Genomic DNA, 15,990 nt, shown 5'->3' with positions numbered 1-15,990 from the left:
ATGCGCTTAAAGTGCATTCGCCTGGCCGGGTTCAAGTCGTTCGTCGACCCGACCACGGTCAACTTCCCCAGCAACATGGCAGCGGTGGTCGGGCCCAATGGCTGCGGCAAGTCCAACATCATCGACGCGGTGCGCTGGGTGATGGGCGAAAGCTCGGCGAAAAACCTGCGTGGCGAGTCGATGACCGACGTCATCTTCAATGGCTCGACCAGCCGCAAGCCAGTGAGCCAGGCCAGTATCGAACTGGTCTTCGACAACTCCGACAGTACCCTGGTCGGTGAGTACGCGGCGTATGCGGAAATCTCCATTCGCCGCAAGGTGACCCGCGACGGGCAGAACACCTACTACCTTAACGGCGCTAAATGCCGGCGCCGGGACATTACCGATATCTTCCTCGGCACCGGCCTGGGCCCGCGCAGCTATTCGATCATCGAGCAGGGGATGATCTCCAAGCTGATCGAAGCCAAGCCCGAGGACCTGCGCAATTTCATCGAAGAAGCGGCGGGCATCTCCAAGTACAAGGAGCGCCGGCGCGAGACCGAGAACCGCATCCGCCGTACCCACGAGAACCTCGAACGCCTGACCGACCTGCGCGAAGAGCTCGAGCGCCAGCTCGAACGTCTGCATCGCCAGGCCCAGGCGGCCGAGAAGTACAAGGAATACAAGGCCGAGGAACGCCAGCTCAAGGCGCAACTGGCAGCCCTGCGCTGGCAGGCCCTGAACGATCAGGTCGGCCAGCGCGAAGCGGTGATTGGCGATCAGGAAGTGGCCTTCGAAGCGCTGGTGGCCGAGCAGCGCAATGCCGATGCCAGCATCGAGCGCCTGCGTGATGGCCATCACGAGCTGTCCGAGCGTTTCAACCTGGTGCAGGGGCGTTTCTATTCGGTTGGCGGCGATATCGCCCGGGTCGAGCAGAGCATCCAGCACGGCCAGCAGCGCTTGCGCCAGTTGCAGGATGACTTCAAGGAAGCCGAGCGCGCGCGCCTCGAAACCGAGTCGCACCTGGGCCACGACCGCACGATGCTCGCCACCCTGGGCGAAGAGCTGCAGATGCTCGAACCCGAGCAGGAGCTGACCCTGGCCGCCGCCGAAGAGGCCGCCGCCACCCTGGAAGACGCCGAAACCACCATGCACGGCTGGCAGGAGCAGTGGGACAGCTTCAACACCCGCTCGGCCGAACCGCGGCGCCAGGCCGAAGTGCAGCAGGCGCGCATCCAGCAGCTGGAAACCAGCCTCGAGCGCTTGGCCGAGCGCCAGCGCAAGCTTGGCGAAGAGCGCGACCAGCTCAGCGCCGACCCGGAAGACGCCGCAATCCTCGAACTGGGCGAGCAGGTGGCCAGCAGTGAATTGCTGCTCGAAGAACTACAGCTAGAAGAGCTGCAGGTCGTCGAGCAGCTAGAAACCCTGCGCGAACAACTGCAGCAGGCGGTGCAGGCCCAGCAGCAAGCCCAGGGCGAATTGCAGCGCCTGGGCGGCCGCCTGGCTTCGCTCGAAGCCTTGCAGCAGGCGGCGCTCGACCCCAGCACCGGCACCGCGCAATGGCTGCGCGAGCAGGGCCTGGAGCAGCGTCCGCGCCTGGCTGAAGGCCTGCGCGTCGAGCCGGGGTGGGAGCTGGCGGTGGAAACCGTGCTCGGCGCCGACCTGCAGGCGGTAGTGGTCGAAGACTTCAATGGCCTGGACCTCGGCGCCTTCGATCAGGGCGAGTTGCGCCTGCTCGCCAGCCGTGGCGAAGGCGTGCGTATTCCCGGCAGCCTGCTCGACAAGGTCGAGGGGCGCATCGACCTGGCGCCCTGGCTCGGCCAGGTCAAACCGGTGGAGAGCCTCGATCAGGCCCTGGCCTTGCGCGCTCAGCTGGCAGACGGGCAAAGCCTGATCAGCCGTGACGGCTACTGGGTTGGCCGGCACTTTTTGCGTGTCAGCCGCGCCAGCGACGCCCAGGGTGGCGTACTCGCCCGTGGCCAGGAACTGGAGCGCCTGGGCCAAGAGCTGCAAGAGCATGAAGCGGCGCTGGAGCTACTGGAAACCAGATTGCAGGAACTGCGCGAGCAGCAGCAAGAACTGGAAGAGCGCCGCGAGCAGTTGCGTCGCAGCGCCCAGGACCAAGCGCGCCAGCAAAGCGAACTCAACGCCAGGCTCTCGGCCGGCAAGGCCCGCGCCGAGCAGTTGAGCCTGCGCCGCCGGCGCCTGGAAGAAGAGCTTGCCGAGCTGCTTGAACAACGCAGCATCGAGCACGAAAACCTCGGTGAGTCGCGCCTGCAGCTGCAGGAAGCCCTCGACCTGATGGCCCAGGACACCGAACAGCGCGAACTGTTGCTGGCCCAACGCGACAGCCTGCGCGAGCGCCTCGACCGGGTGCGCCAGGAAGCCCGCCAGCACAAGGACCACGGCCACCAGCTGGCCGTGCGCCTGGGGTCGCTGCGCGCCCAGCACGATTCCACCCGCCAGGCCCTGGAGCGGCTGGAGCTGCAGTCCGAGCGCCTGAGCGAAAAACGCGAACAGCTGACCCTGAACCTGGAGGAGGGCGAGGCACCGCTCGAAGAGCTGCGCCTCAAGCTTGAAGAGCTGCTGGAAAAACGCATGAGCGTCGACGACGAGATGCGTCAGGCGCGCCTGCACATGGACGAAGCCGACCGCGAGCTGCGTGATGCCGAAAAACGCCGCACCCAGGCCGAACAGCAATCGCAACTGTTGCGTGGCCAGCTCGAGCAGCACCGCCTGGAGTGGCAAGGGCTGAGCGTGCGGCGCAAGACCTTGCAGGAGCAACTGCTCGCCGACGGTTACGACCTCGACGGGGTGCTGGCGACCCTGGGCGAGCAGGCCAGCGAGCAGGAAGCCGAACAGGAGCTCGAACGCATCGATGCGCGTATCCAGCGCCTGGGTGCGATCAACCTGGCGGCCATCGACGAGTACCAGCAGCAGTCCGAACGCAAGCGCTACCTGGATGCCCAGGACGCCGATCTGGTCGAAGCCCTGGATACCCTCGAGAACGTCATTCGCAAGATCGACAAGGAAACCCGCAACCGCTTCAAAGATACCTTTGATCAGATAAATGCCGGATTACAGGCACTTTTCCCAAAAGTTTTCGGTGGCGGCAGCGCTTACCTGGAACTGACGGGCGAAGATCTACTCGATACAGGGGTGACGATCATGGCGCGGCCACCGGGCAAGAAGAACAGCACCATCCACCTGCTCTCGGGCGGTGAGAAAGCGCTGACCGCCCTGGCCCTGGTATTTGCCATTTTCAAGTTGAACCCGGCACCGTTCTGCATGCTCGATGAAGTCGATGCGCCACTGGACGATGCCAACGTCGGGCGTTACGCCCGGCTGGTGAAAGAGATGAGCCAGACGGTGCAGTTCATCTACATCACCCACAACAAGATTGCCATGGAGATGGCTGATCAACTGATGGGCGTGACCATGCATGAACCGGGGTGTTCACGGCTGGTGGCGGTGGATGTGGAGGAGGCGATGGCCATGGTCGACGCCTGATTTGAAGCAATAACGCGTGAACCTGCGGTAAATGGCCCTGTCAGTTGCGACAGACGGTGTAAAGTTATCTTTGGTCGTGCTAGCTTAATGTCACTTATTTTTTTGCGTGGGTAAAACGCCTGTCAGAACATAGAGTTGGCGCCACGTTTTAAAGGGGTTTAAACCCTTTATTTTTCAGCATTTTTTACAGAGGCACGGGATTACATGGAAATCGGTCTGCGCGAGTGGCTGATCGTCATCGGCATTATTGTCATTGCCGGTATTCTTTTTGACGGCTGGCGCCGCATGCGCGGCGGCAAGGGCAAGTTGAAATTCCGTCTGGACCGCAGCTTTTCCAACCTGCCGGACGATGACAGCTCCCCTGAAGTGATCGGTGAGCCGCGCGTGCTCGACAACCACAAAGAGCCAGCGCTGGACGAGCACGATCTGCCGTCGATGAGTGCCGGGCGTGAGCGTGAGCGTGAACCCAAGGTCGGCAAGAGCAAGCGCAACAAGCGCGGCAGCGAGCCTCAGCAGGGCGACCTGAACCTGGCCGCCGAACCGCGTGAGCCGGACCTGTTTGGCAATGCCGACGACGACTTCCCGGATGAAAGCCCGAAAACCAGCGGCTACGGTTCCGCGCCGGACAAAGACCTGCCGCCGGTTGAAGAAGTACTGGTGATCAGTGTGATTTCCCGCGATGAAGGCGGCTTCAAGGGCCCGGCATTGCTGCAGAACATTCTTGAAAGCGGTCTGCGCTTTGGTGAAATGGATATCTTCCACCGTCACGAAAGCATGGCCGGTAATGGCGAAGTGCTCTTCTCGATGGCCAACGCGGTCAAGCCCGGTGTGTTCGACCTCGACGACATCGATCACTTCAGCACTCGCGCGGTGAGCTTCTTCCTCGGCCTGCCAGGCCCGCGTCACCCCAAGCAGGCCTTCGACGTGATGGTGGCGGCAGCGCGCAAGCTGGCCCACGAACTCAATGGCGAGCTCAAGGATGACCAGCGCAGCGTGATGACCGCGCAGACCATCGAGCACTACCGCCAGCGCATTGTCGAGTTCGAGCGCCGCGCGCTGACCCAGAAGCGCTAGTAGGAGCGGGCTTGCCCCGCGATAAGAAACACGCAAGAGCAGCCAAGGCTGCTCTTTTGCTTTGCAAGAGACGACACACCATGACCGCCGAATCCCGAATCCTTGAACTGCGCGCCGAGCTCGACCAGCACAACTATCGCTACTATGTGCTCGATGAGCCGAGCGTGCCAGACGCCGAATACGATCGCCTGTTCAATGAACTCAAGGCCCTGGAAGCTGAACACCCGGAACTGGTGACCGCTGACTCGCCGACCCAGCGTGTCGGTGGCTCGGCGCTTTCGGCGTTCAGCCAGGTGCGTCACGAAGTGCCGATGCTCAGCCTGGGCAACGCCTTTGAAGAAACCGACCTGCGCGAATTCGACCGCCGCGTGGTCGAGGGCCTGGACCTGCCGGCCGGTGACCTGCTGGGTGATGGCGCCGCCGTCGATTACAGCTGCGAACCCAAGCTCGACGGCCTGGCGGTCAGCCTGCTGTACCGCGACGGGCAACTGGTGCAGGGCGCCACCCGTGGCGATGGCACCACCGGCGAAGACATCAGCGTTAACGTGCGCACCGTGCGCAACATTCCGCTCAAGCTGCAGGGTGAGGGCTGGCCGACGGTGCTGGAAGTGCGCGGCGAGGTGTTCATGTCCAAGGCCGGTTTCGAGCGCTTGAACCAGGCGCAGATCGACGCCGGCGGCAAGACCTTCGCCAACCCGCGCAACGCTGCCGCCGGCAGCCTGCGCCAGCTTGATTCGAAAATCACCGCCAGCCGCCCGCTGGAGTTCTGCTGCTACGGCGTCGGCCAGGTCTCGGCGCCGATTGCCGACACCCATATCGGCACCCTGGAGCAGCTCAAGGCCTGGGGCATGCCGATCAGCCGCGAGCTGCGCCATGCCGCTGGCGTTGCCGAGTGCCTGGAGTACTACCGCGATATCGGCGCCCGGCGCAACGAGCTGCCTTACGAGATCGACGGCGTGGTGTTCAAGGTCAACAACCTGGCTTCCCAGCGCGAGCTGGGCTTCCGTGCCCGTGAACCACGCTGGGCGATTGCCCACAAGTTCCCGGCCATGGAAGAGCTGACCGAAGTGCTGGATGTCGAGTTCCAGGTCGGCCGTACTGGCGCGGTAACTCCCGTGGCCCGGCTCAAGCCGGTCAAGGTGGCGGGTGTGACGGTGTCCAATGCCACCTTGCACAACATGGACGAAGTGGCGCGCCTGGGGTTGATGATCGGCGACACGGTGATCATCCGCCGCGCCGGCGATGTGATCCCGCAGGTCATGCAGGTGGTCACCGAGCGTCGCCCTGAAGACGCCCGTCCGGTGCACATTCCTACCGCGTGCCCGGTGTGCGGCTCGCAAGTCGAGCGCACCCAGCTGGTCAAGCGCAGCAAGGGCAAGGAGACCGTCAGCGAGGGCGCCGTGTACCGTTGCGTCGGGCGCCTGGCCTGCGCTGCGCAGCTCAAGCAGGCGATCATCCACTATGTATCGCGGCGGGCCATGGACATCGAAGGCCTGGGCGAGAAGAGCGTCGAGCAACTGGTGGATGAAGGCCTGATCCGTTCGCCAGCCGACCTCTACCAGCTGACGTTCGAGCAGATTGTCGACCTCGAGGGCTTTGCCGAACTGTCGAGCAAGAACTTGCTGGCGGCGATCGAGGCGAGCAAGCAGCCGGCCCTCGCGCGTTTCATCTATGCACTGGGCATCCCGGACGTGGGCGAGGAGACCGCCAAGGTCCTGGCGCGCTCGCTGGGTTCGTTGCAGCGGGTCATGGCGGCGTTGCCGCAAGTGCTGACCTACCTGCCGGATATCGGCCTGGAAGTCGCCCACGAGATCCACAGCTTTTTCGAAGACCAACACAACCGCACAGTGATCGCCCAGTTGCTTGAGCGCGGCCTGCAATTGCAGGATGAAGGCGAGCTGGGCGCCGAATTCGCTGCGAGTACCACCTTGGCCGGGCTGATTGCCAAACTGGATATTCCCTCGGTCGGGCCCACCGGTGCCGAGAAGCTGGTGGCCAAGCTCGACAGCCTGGAGAAGATCATCGCCGCTGATGGCATCGACCTGCGCCAGGCCCTGGCGGCCAAGCCGGCTGAAGCGGTGCGCGCGTTCTTCCAGGTGCCTGAGAATGCCGCCCTGGCCCTGGCTATCGAAGCGCAACTGCGCGACTTCGGCATGCACTGGTCGAGCGAGAAGAAAGTCGCCGAAGGCTTGCCTCTGGCCGGCCAGACCTGGGTGCTGACCGGTTCGCTGGAGCGCATGAGCCGCGACGTGGCCAAGGACAAGCTGGAAAGCCTGGGGGCCAAGGTTGCGGGCTCGGTCTCGGCCAAGACCCACTGCGTGGTCGCCGGCCCCGGCGCCGGCTCGAAGCTGGCCAAGGCCAATGAGCTGGGCCTGAAGGTGCTGGATGAAGATGCTTTTGTCAGCTTCCTGGCCGGGCAGGGTATCGAGGTCTAAAGGCGGCACTGGTGGCGTTCGCCATGGTCTAGTCTTGGCAGGCAGCCAGGAGGGATCGCCATGTACCGTTTTTTCGAACAGCTGGGCGCCAGGATCGCGGCGCCCTTCGTCAGCCAGCAGCAGCGTCCGGATCGGGTCTGGCAATGCCGGTGTGGGCAGTCGGTGTTCTTTCGCAACAGCCAGTGCCTGGCCTGCCAGTCGGCACTGGGCTACTGGCCGCTCAGTAACCGTGTCGCCAGCCTGTCGCCCGGCCCTGCAGAGGGGCTCTGGCTGCTCGATGGCGAGCCTGAAGCCGGGCCGCTGCGTCGCTGTGCCAACCTTGACACCCCGGCGGCCTGCAACTGGCTGCTGGCCGAGCATGAGCCCGACAACCTGTGCCTGGCCTGTCGCCTGAACCGCACCATCCCCGACCTTGGCATTGCTGAAAATCACCCGCGCTGGCGCAAGCTGGAAACCGCCAAGCGCCGGCTGACCGCGCAGCTGTTGCACCTGGGCTTGCCGGTGGAGCCGAAAAGCGCGCAGGACGGCCCGGGCCTGGCCTTTGATTTCATCGGCGTCGATCTTGAGGGCAACGCGCCCATCACCGGCCATGCCAATGGCCTGATTACTCTCGACGTGCGCGAGGCCGATGATGACTGGCGCGAGCGGGTGCGCGTGCAACTGCACGAACCCTATCGCACCCTGCTGGGCCACCTGCGTCATGAAGTCGGTCACTACTATTGGGATCGTCTGATTGCCGACAGCCATTGGCTCGACGGCTTTCGTGACCTGTTCGGTGACGAGCGCGAAAGCTACAGCGAGGCGCTGGAACGTCACTATCAGCAAGGGGCGCCAAGTGATTGGGCGGCTGCTCACGTCAGTGCCTATGCGACCATGCACCCCTGGGAAGACTGGGCTGAAACCTGGGCACACTACCTGCACATGACCGATGCGCTCGACACCGCGCTGGCACTGGGCATGAATGCCAGCAGCCTGGAGCTGGACTTCCCGCCGTTCACGCGTGAGGACCTCTATCGCCCGGACGACCCCGGGGCAAAGGAGTTTCTCGCCTTTATCAATGCCTGGGTCGAGCTGTCAGCAATGCTCAATGAGCTGTCGCGCAGCATGGGCCAGGTGGATCTCTATCCGTTCGTGCTGGGCAAAGCGGTGGTTGCCAAGCTGCACTTTATCCACCTGCGGGTCACCCAGCCAACGTCACCGATAGCCGACCAAGCGGGTGCTGCGCTCCCGTGAAGCAATGCCAAGTCATTGAGTGGTGATGGTTTTTTTAAATTTAGTGGTTGTATCTTGAGTTGATGCCGGTACAATGGCGCGGCTCGTCGCCAGATGAGCATGCGTTATGGTGACCCCATCGGTCCCCCCGCAACGATTACCCGTGAACCTGGTCAGATCCGGAAGGAAGCAGCCACAGCGGGAACATTGTGTGCCGGGGTGTGGCTGGTGGGGTCGCCACCCATCTTGCCTGTTGGCGCTCTGCATCACCTCCTCTCTAAGATTTTTCCAAAACGCTGGCGCAACAACCTACGTTGCCGTTTTTCGCGCGCGTGCGATAACCCTGTAGTGCCGTGGCTGCTCGACAGCCCCGTAGTGTCTGTGGTTTTGGACCTACAGGGAGAGTATTCATGTCAGCCCCCGAGCAAGTACCTTCAGCGGCCACATCACCTGCGGATTTTTCCGCCGCCAGTCTCAATCTCGAATTCCTTCGCCAACAGCTACCTGCCTGGTTGCGTTCTGCTGCGCCAGCACTGTTGGCAAAGCTGAGTGTCAGCATGCGTGCCTGCGAGGCCAGTCGGGCGGCGCGGGCCCGCTTGCTGGCGCCGCTGCAGTCGGTTCAGGTGTTTGCCCAGGCGCGATTCGACGAGGCGTTGCGTCGACGCTTCGGTTCGAGACTAAAGCCCACGGGTGATCGTTTGATTCGCGTCAATCGGCTCCTTGGCGCCTGGCAACCCCCTGGCCTGGATTGGCTATGGAAGCGTAACTATAGCGAGCAGGGATTGCTGCAAGCGGCCTTGCACAATTTCACTGCCGCTGAGCAGCAGAGTGATAGCGCCCTGGTCAGGATGTCATCCTTTCGCCATGCCGGTAGGCGAGTGCAGGGCGTCAGTGTTTTGGATTTCGTCAGGTTCTGCCGCGAACTGGATCTGGGTGGGCAGTATCAAAAACACATTGACTCGGTGTTCGATCCCGATGGCGTTGTCGGCATTCCCCAGTCGACCCGTGAGCTGTTCCGGGAGTGTGACCGTTACGCCTTGCAGGTCGATGCTCATGTGGCGCTGATGCGCGGGGCAATCAGCGCGCCAATGTACAAGCAAGTGCTTGAAATCAGTGAACTCAAGACCGGGATCCGGGAGCAGGGCGTGCCGCTACGGCTCAAACGGCTGAAGCTGGCGGGGATCGAACTGCGTGGGGTCAGTGTTTTCGAGTTCAGTTTTCAGCCGCTGGGGCATCTGGCCGCGATTCAGCGGTCCTGGGTCCGCTTGCTGGTGCACATCCCCCAGGACCCGTTTTCACCTCTCAAGGAGTACGCCGGTTGGGATGAGTTCGAGCAGGACCTGGCCGGCAAGCTGTCCCGGGACAGCTACCGGCAGTTCGTTGTGCGTTTGGCATTGCGTCGTCAATGGCCGGCGCTTCATACGCAGTTGCAAAACCGGCTGTTTGAGCAGCGCAATGGCCAGCGAGTGGCGCTGTCCAGCCCGTCCTTGGCGCTGGATGCCATCCTGCGGCCGGAGCCGCTGTTCGAGGACTTGTTCAATCAGTGCCTGGAGCAGCTTCAGGATGATGCCCGTTTCATCGCGGTGCCCACCGCAACGCTGGATGCCAGCGAACGCCAGGCCGCGCTGGACAATGCGTTGGAAATTGGCCTGGATGTGCTGGGTCTGGCGGCCTTTGTGGTGCCAGGTGTAGGTGAGGTGCTGTTCGGGGTGGTGGCCAGCCAATTGATGAAAGAGGTGTTCACCGGGCTGGATGATTGGGCTGAAGGTGATCGTCATGAGGCGTTCAATTGCCTTACCCATGTTGTTGGCGAAGTGGCCGGGCTGGCGGCCGGGGCAGTCGTTGTCGGCACGGCGGCAACGCTGGTACGCAACTCGGCACTGTTCAAGGCGCTGGCCCTGGTGAGAAAGGATAATGGCGCGCTACGTCTTTGCTTGCCTGACCTGAAGCCCTATGCCCTTGACCTGGACTCGACGATTGCCGGGACGGCGTCCGAGCAAGGTATTTACCAGATCGGTGAGCAACAGGTTGTGCGCATCGAGGACAGTTTCTATCGCGTCGAGCAAGACGCCGAGACGGGGAGCTGGCGCATTCGCCATCCCGTGCGCAGTGGCGCTTGGGCGCCGGTGCTGGAACACAATGGCAAGGGCGCCTGGCGCAGCCGCTTTGACAGTCCACACCGCTGGCAAGGCAGTCAGTACCTGTTTCGTCGACTGGGCCCCAGTGTTGAAGATCTCGGCGATGAGGAGGTAACTTCGGTACTCGCCGTCAGTGGTGCCGATGAAGCACAGTTGCGTCAATTGCATCTGCATCGGCGTCCACCCAGCGGGGCTCTTGTGGATGCCTGCGAGCGGGCGCGGCTGCAGCGGCGCTTGCAGCGTTTTAGCCAGCAGTTGCAAAACCCGGCAGCCGTAGCCGATGAAAGTTTGCTGATGCGCGCGTTGCAACTGATGTCTTCTTCGGCGGATGAGCCGGTGCCGCAAGGGCAAGTGCAGGAGTGGCTCAAGGCAAACTGGCGGCGATTTTTCGAGCACTGCCTGGCCGCCGAGCGGCCACCTGCATCGTCCCTGGTGGCGCGTGATTTCCCTGGCCTGGGGCCGGCCATGGTCGAGGAAATCGAAGCCAGTGCCACCAGCGCTGAGCGCTTGCGCATGGCCGACGGCCGTCGTGTGCCCCTGCGGCTGGCCAGGCAGGCGCGGCAAGCTTTGAGTGAGACACGGCTGGCGCATGCGCTGGAGGGGTTTTTCTGGCCGCAAATGGCCAACACTGATTGTGACAAGCTGCTGCTGCATATGCTGATGCAGGACCCGCGCTGGCCTGCGGCGCTGGAACTTGGTATCGAAGGGGTAGGTCCTGCGGTGCAAGGCCCGACCCTGATCCGCCGAGGCGACCTGTACATCGACGGTCAACGGCCTGAAGCTGCGCCTCGCGACCTGCTTGAGCTGGCGTGGGAACTGGCCGGGCTGGACGCTGCAGAAGATCTGCCGGCCTTGCGCCGTCAGCTTGGCGTACAGGCCGGTGCACAGCGGGCCATGGTTGGACGCGTATTGGGGGGCGTACATGAGCGGTGGTGGACGCCGCTTCAGCGTTTTGCCGATGGTCGCCTGGGCTATGCCCTGAGTGGGGGCGGGGCACGGCTCCCGGTGTCACCCCGTTCCATTGAAGAAGAAATCCTTGAGCTTTACCCTGACTATTCAGCTGAAGAGATCGCCGCTTACCTTGAGCCCTATCGTGCTCGACCCGCCGAGGCCCGCGCGCTGTTGCAGCGCCGTCGCGAAGAGTTGCAAGGGCTGCAATCCGGGCTGCGGCGCTGGCAAGGTGCTTCAGTGGACAGTGAGCAGGCGCTCGGTCGCCAGCAATTCAGCGAGCGCCTGGTCCAGGCCTGGCGTCACCAGTCGTTGAGCATACGCACGCCATTAGGGCGAACCCTGGGTTATCGCCTGGATCTGGGAGGCCTGATGGTTGGCGAATTGCCCGAGTTGCAGGCGGTGGACCTGCATCATGTGCTGGAGCTGGATATGGCAGGCATGAACCTGGCGGCCGTGTCGGCGGATTTTCTCGCCCACTTTGGCCGTCTTCGTTATCTGGATCTTTCCGGTAATGAGCTGGCCCTGATTCCGCCAGCAATCGAAAATCGCCTGAGCTTGCAAAACCTGCGCCTGAGCAACAACCGGATTGTGCTTGATGCCCGCGATGCCGCGAGAATAGGTGATCTTTTGAATCTGGACAGCCTCCACCTGGAGGGCAACCCTCTGGGCATCCCGCCCGATGTGAGCAGGCTGCCCCAGCTACGTATCCTGACCTTGAACAATACCGAGATCACCCGCGTGCCGGAAAGCCTGCACGATCGCTCAAGGCTGGAGTGGGTCGACCTGAGCGACAACCAGATCAGCCAGTTGCCCGAACACTTCCTTGAAGAACCACGCAGTTTTTTGCGCATGATCGAGCTGGAAGGTAATGCATTGACCGACGAGCAGTATCGACGGCTACGTCGGCTACAGGCGCCGCCGACGCCTGTGCGGTTGCCGGGCGGTGATGCCGCACAACAATTCTGGACTGCTCCGGCGTCTGCCAACCGCCAGCTTGTCGAGTATTGGCAGCGACTGCGCAACGAGCCCCAGGCCGGCAATTTGATGACAGTCCTGGAGCGCTTGGCCCAGACCGTCGAAGCGCAGGAGCAGTCAGAGTCGATGCGCACACGGGTCGCGGGGATCTTGCATTACGCCGTCGAAGGGCCGATGGCCGAAGACCTGTTGCGCTTTGCCGGTGATCCGCAACAGAGCATAGGTCATCCGTTGCTGGCGTTTGAGAATCTGGAAAGCAGGGTTCAAGGGCATCGCGCCTTGCTGTATGCCTTGCAGGAGCACGGGCCGCGACAACTGCTGGATTTCGCCCGGGCCTCCTTCAATCGTGAGGAGTTGCGGCGCTTTGTGATCGATCAGGTGCTGCTGGAGCCCGAACTGTTTGCGCGCAGAGACGAGTTGCAGTTGCTTTACCAACAAGAGCTGTACGGGCGGCTTGCGTTGCCGGGCGATGCCCGGGATCTGATCCTCACCGATCTTGCCCTTTCAACCGCGCAGCTCGACGCGGCGCTGGCCCATGTGCAAGGGGCGCAGGTACAGGCGCGCTTGCCGCGCTTCATGACCAGGCAACCGAACTGGGTCGAGTACCTGCATCAGCGGCATGCCTCGGCGTGGCTTGAACTGGATACCCGCTTCAATCAGCTCAGCGCTGCGCAACGGTTACGCGAGGCCAGCCTGCCCGAGGCCGAACGTTTGCAGCTTGAACGCGGCCGGCAGTTGCAACAGGCGATGGATGAGGCCGCGCTGTTGCTGCGGTTGACCCGCGAAGCGCTGGGCATACCGGCTGCCCCCGGTGGCTGACCGGTCATGAGGGCGGCGGGGAGCTTGATTGGGGCGGTTGTCCACGGATGTGTGTATAGCGCTCGATCATTCGTTCAATCTCCCCGGACGCTTTCAATCGCAGCAAGGCCTGCAGGATGCCTTGTACCGGCAAGGCCGGATCGTTACGCACCAGGCAGGCCAGGGTCTGCTCCTCGACCACAGTCAGCGGGCGCAGTTGCTGCTCAGAAGGGAGTTGCCGGTTGAACCAGTCAAGCGACAGCTGGTTGCTGATGGCATAGTGGTAACGGCGGGCGTGCAACTTGTTCAGCACCAGCAGTTGATTGCGGCTGTCCTCGCGATGCAAATGGCCGCTGGCAAACAGCGGTTCGATGGTCGAGTAGGTGTAGCCGAGCACGGTGCCAATGGCCTGGGGCGCCAATTGCGTGGGCGTCAGCGGCGGTGTCTGGTCGGGTTGACCGACCAGCCAGTCGCGTTGCTGAAAAAGCGGCAGGCTCCACAAATAGGCATCCGAGGTAGTGTTCAGCCAGGACTGGGCAACATAACAGCGCACATCGACATCGCCGTTGTCCATGGCTTGCTGCAGGCGCAGGCGCGGGAGGACGTGAAATTCGGGGTGATGCCCGACGTCGCGGGCAACAGCGAGCATCAGGTCATGCAAAATACCTTCGACCGGCTGCTCCTGCTCCACCCGAATCAGCGGCATGGTCCAGCTCTCGGCCACCGAAAAGCGCAGCACCGGTTGCTGCGCGAAGCTGGCAGAACTGATCAGCAGCAGTGCACCCACGATTCGCCACATGCTGCATCCTCCCTGATGCCGGCCCGCCTGACAGCTTAGCCGAGATCGGCAGGGTGCAATTTTGCCCCCGCTCCGCTACGATTAGCGGTCTTCAGCTTGCAGTCGCGACGGTTTTCGATGAGTTATCAGGTTCTTGCACGTAAATGGCGTCCGCGCTCGTTCCGCGAAATGGTCGGCCAGACCCATGTGCTCAAGGCCTTGATCAACGCGCTGGACAACCAGCGCCTGCACCATGCCTACCTGTTCACCGGTACCCGCGGTGTGGGCAAGACCACCATTGCGCGGATCATCGCCAAGTGCCTTAACTGCGAAACCGGCATCACCTCGACGCCTTGCGGTACCTGCTCGGTGTGCCGGGAGATCGATGAGGGGCGCTTTGTCGACCTGATCGAAATCGACGCCGCCAGTCGCACCAAGGTCGAAGACACCCGCGAGCTGCTCGACAACGTGCAGTACGCACCGAGCCGCGGGCGCTTCAAGGTCTACCTGATCGACGAAGTGCACATGCTCTCCAGCCACTCGTTCAACGCCTTGCTGAAGACGCTGGAAGAGCCGCCGCCCTACGTCAAGTTCATCCTCGCCACCACCGACCCGCAGAAGCTGCCGGCGACCATCCTCTCGCGCTGCCTGCAGTTCTCGCTGAAGAACATGACCCCCGAACGGGTCGTCGAGCACCTGAGCCATGTGCTCGGGGCCGAAAACGTCCCCTTCGAAGACGACGCCCTGTGGCTGCTCGGCCGCGCCGCGGACGGCTCGATGCGCGACGCCATGAGCCTGACCGACCAGGCCATCGCCTTCGGTGAAGGCAAGGTGTTGGCCGCAGATGTGCGGGCGATGCTCGGCACTCTGGATCATGGCCAGGTGTATGGCGTGCTGCAGGCGTTGCTCGAAGGTGATGCCCGGGCCTTGCTCGAAGCCGTTCGCCATTTGGCCGAGCAGGGGCCGGACTGGAACGGCGTGCTCGCCGAAATGCTCAATGTGCTGCACCGCGTGGCCATTGCCCAGGCGCTGCCTGAGGCAGTTGACAACGGCCAGGGCGATCGTGACCGGGTGCTGGCTTTGGCCCAGGCATTGCCGGCCGAAGATGTGCAGTTTTATTACCAGATGGGCCTGATCGGCCGTCGCGACCTGCCATTGGCACCAGATCCGCGTGGCGGCTTTGAAATGGTCCTGCTGCGCATGCTGGCGTTCCGCCCCGCAGACAGCGACGATGCACCGAAACCGGTGCTAAAGCCGGTGGGGATCAGCCAGGCCACAGCTGATTCTGCAAACGCGGTGGCAGTAGCCCCTCAGGCTGCGCCAGTTGCGGTGCCCGTGCCTGTGGTTGCTGAACCGGAACCTGAACCCGTTGCAGAGCCAGAGCCCACCCCTGTCGAGGTCCCAGCGCCTGAGCCGGTGGTCGATCTGCCCTGGAACGATCCTGTCGCCGTCGAGGTCGAGGTCGAGCCTGAACCGCTTGTCGTTGAAGCGCCGCCGGCGCCGGTTCAGCAGGCAACCGCAGTGGATATGCCGATGTCCGACGACGGTATCGGCTACAGCCCGGCCGGCATGGACCGCGACGATGAACCGCCGCTGGACGAAGATTATTACGAGCCGGAAATGGACCCGGCCAGCTACAGTTATCTGGACGAGCTGGCCATCGAGCATGCCCACGAAGTCGACGCGCCACCGGCCGAGCCCTTGCCGGCCGCGCAACCGGCCACGGGGCTGGCGCTGAAATGGCTGGAATTGTTCCCGCAGTTGCCGATTTCCGGGATGACCGGCAATATCGCCGCCAACTGTACGCTGATCAGCGCCGAAGGCGACGACTGGCTGCTGCACCTGGACCCGGCCCACAGCGCCCTGTTTAACAGCACGCAACAGCGGCGCCTGAACGATGCGTTGAACCAGCACCTGGGCCGTACGCTCAAATTGACCATCGAGCTGATTCGCCCGGAGCAGGAAACCCCCGCCCAGGCCGCAGCCCGCAAACGCGCCGAGCGCCAAGGCCTGGCCGAGGCCTCGATCGAGGATGATCCGCTGATCCAGCAGATGATCCAGCAGTTCGGCGCCATGGTCCGCCACGATACGATTGAACCTGTCGACGCCCCGGTTGCCCAGGGCGAGTAACGGAAAAACA

7 protein-coding genes and 1 other RNA gene are annotated in these 15,990 nt (G+C 63.0%); 7 read left to right on the top strand and 1 reads right to left on the bottom strand.

All coding sequences use genetic code 11. From position 1 onward, the window contains the following. From smc to JYG36_RS19050, 6 genes are all read left to right on the top strand, one after another. Positions 1 to 3,489: a chromosome segregation protein SMC gene (smc, locus tag JYG36_RS19075; RefSeq protein ID WP_213602026.1), complete on the top strand. Its 3,489-nt coding sequence runs from the start codon at positions 1 to 3 to the stop codon at positions 3,487 to 3,489. 204 nt (positions 3,490 to 3,693) lie between these two features. Next, positions 3,694 to 4,563 carry a cell division protein ZipA gene (gene zipA / locus JYG36_RS19070; RefSeq protein WP_045200443.1) on the top strand — a complete coding sequence of 290 codons (870 nt, stop codon included), beginning with the start codon at positions 3,694 to 3,696 and terminating at the stop codon, positions 4,561 to 4,563. A gap of 80 nt (positions 4,564 to 4,643) precedes the next feature. Further along, positions 4,644 to 6,998 carry an NAD-dependent DNA ligase LigA gene (ligA, locus tag JYG36_RS19065; RefSeq protein WP_213602025.1) on the top strand — a complete coding sequence of 785 codons (2,355 nt, stop codon included), beginning with the start codon at positions 4,644 to 4,646 and terminating at the stop codon, positions 6,996 to 6,998. Between the two features lie 60 nt (positions 6,999 to 7,058). After that, the gene (locus JYG36_RS19060) at positions 7,059 to 8,231 is read left to right on the top strand and encodes a zinc-binding metallopeptidase family protein (protein ID WP_093385461.1); all 1,173 of its coding nucleotides are present in this window, start codon (positions 7,059 to 7,061) and stop codon (positions 8,229 to 8,231) included. 116 nt (positions 8,232 to 8,347) lie between these two features. After that, positions 8,348 to 8,444, top strand: an RNA gene (ffs, locus tag JYG36_RS19055) — signal recognition particle sRNA small type. A gap of 323 nt (positions 8,445 to 8,767) precedes the next feature. Next, positions 8,768 to 13,093 carry a dermonecrotic toxin domain-containing protein gene (locus JYG36_RS19050; RefSeq protein WP_213602024.1) on the top strand — a complete coding sequence of 1,442 codons (4,326 nt, stop codon included), beginning with the start codon at positions 8,768 to 8,770 and terminating at the stop codon, positions 13,091 to 13,093. Positions 13,094 to 13,097: 4 nt separating this feature from the next. On the opposite strand, the gene JYG36_RS19045 is transcribed toward JYG36_RS19050, so the two are convergent. Continuing rightward, positions 13,098 to 13,871: a substrate-binding periplasmic protein gene (locus JYG36_RS19045; protein WP_093385454.1), complete on the bottom strand. Its 774-nt coding sequence runs from the start codon at positions 13,869 to 13,871 to the stop codon at positions 13,098 to 13,100. A 117-nt stretch (positions 13,872 to 13,988) separates the two neighbouring features. Here JYG36_RS19045 and dnaX point away from each other — a divergent pair, with 117 nt between their 5' ends. Beyond that, positions 13,989 to 15,980: a DNA polymerase III subunit gamma/tau gene (gene dnaX, locus JYG36_RS19040; RefSeq protein ID WP_213602023.1), complete on the top strand. Its 1,992-nt coding sequence runs from the start codon at positions 13,989 to 13,991 to the stop codon at positions 15,978 to 15,980. Positions 15,981 to 15,990: the final 10 nt, after the last annotated feature.

This window comes from Pseudomonas sp. SORT22 (assembly GCF_018417635.1).
In the GTDB taxonomy this organism is placed as follows: domain Bacteria; phylum Pseudomonadota; class Gammaproteobacteria; order Pseudomonadales; family Pseudomonadaceae; genus Aquipseudomonas.
The sequence above is the reverse complement of the archived record's forward strand: the minus strand, read 5'-3'. Positions and strand labels throughout refer to the sequence as shown.

What these genes read in the sequence shown, in the direction of transcription:
- JYG36_RS19060 (WP_093385461.1), top strand. Translation starts at nt 7,059, where the DNA reads ATGTACCGTTTTTTCGAACAGCTGGGCGCCAGGATCGCGGCGCCCTTC.
- smc (WP_213602026.1), top strand. Translation starts at nt 1, where the DNA reads ATGCGCTTAAAGTGCATTCGCCTGGCCGGGTTCAAGTCGTTCGTCGAC.
- zipA (WP_045200443.1), top strand. Translation starts at nt 3,694, where the DNA reads ATGGAAATCGGTCTGCGCGAGTGGCTGATCGTCATCGGCATTATTGTC.
- dnaX (WP_213602023.1), top strand. Translation starts at nt 13,989, where the DNA reads ATGAGTTATCAGGTTCTTGCACGTAAATGGCGTCCGCGCTCGTTCCGC.
- JYG36_RS19050 (WP_213602024.1), top strand. Translation starts at nt 8,768, where the DNA reads ATGCGTGCCTGCGAGGCCAGTCGGGCGGCGCGGGCCCGCTTGCTGGCG.
- JYG36_RS19045 (WP_093385454.1), bottom strand. Translation starts at nt 13,871, where the DNA reads ATGTGGCGAATCGTGGGTGCACTGCTGCTGATCAGTTCTGCCAGCTTC.
- ligA (WP_213602025.1), top strand. Translation starts at nt 4,644, where the DNA reads ATGACCGCCGAATCCCGAATCCTTGAACTGCGCGCCGAGCTCGACCAG.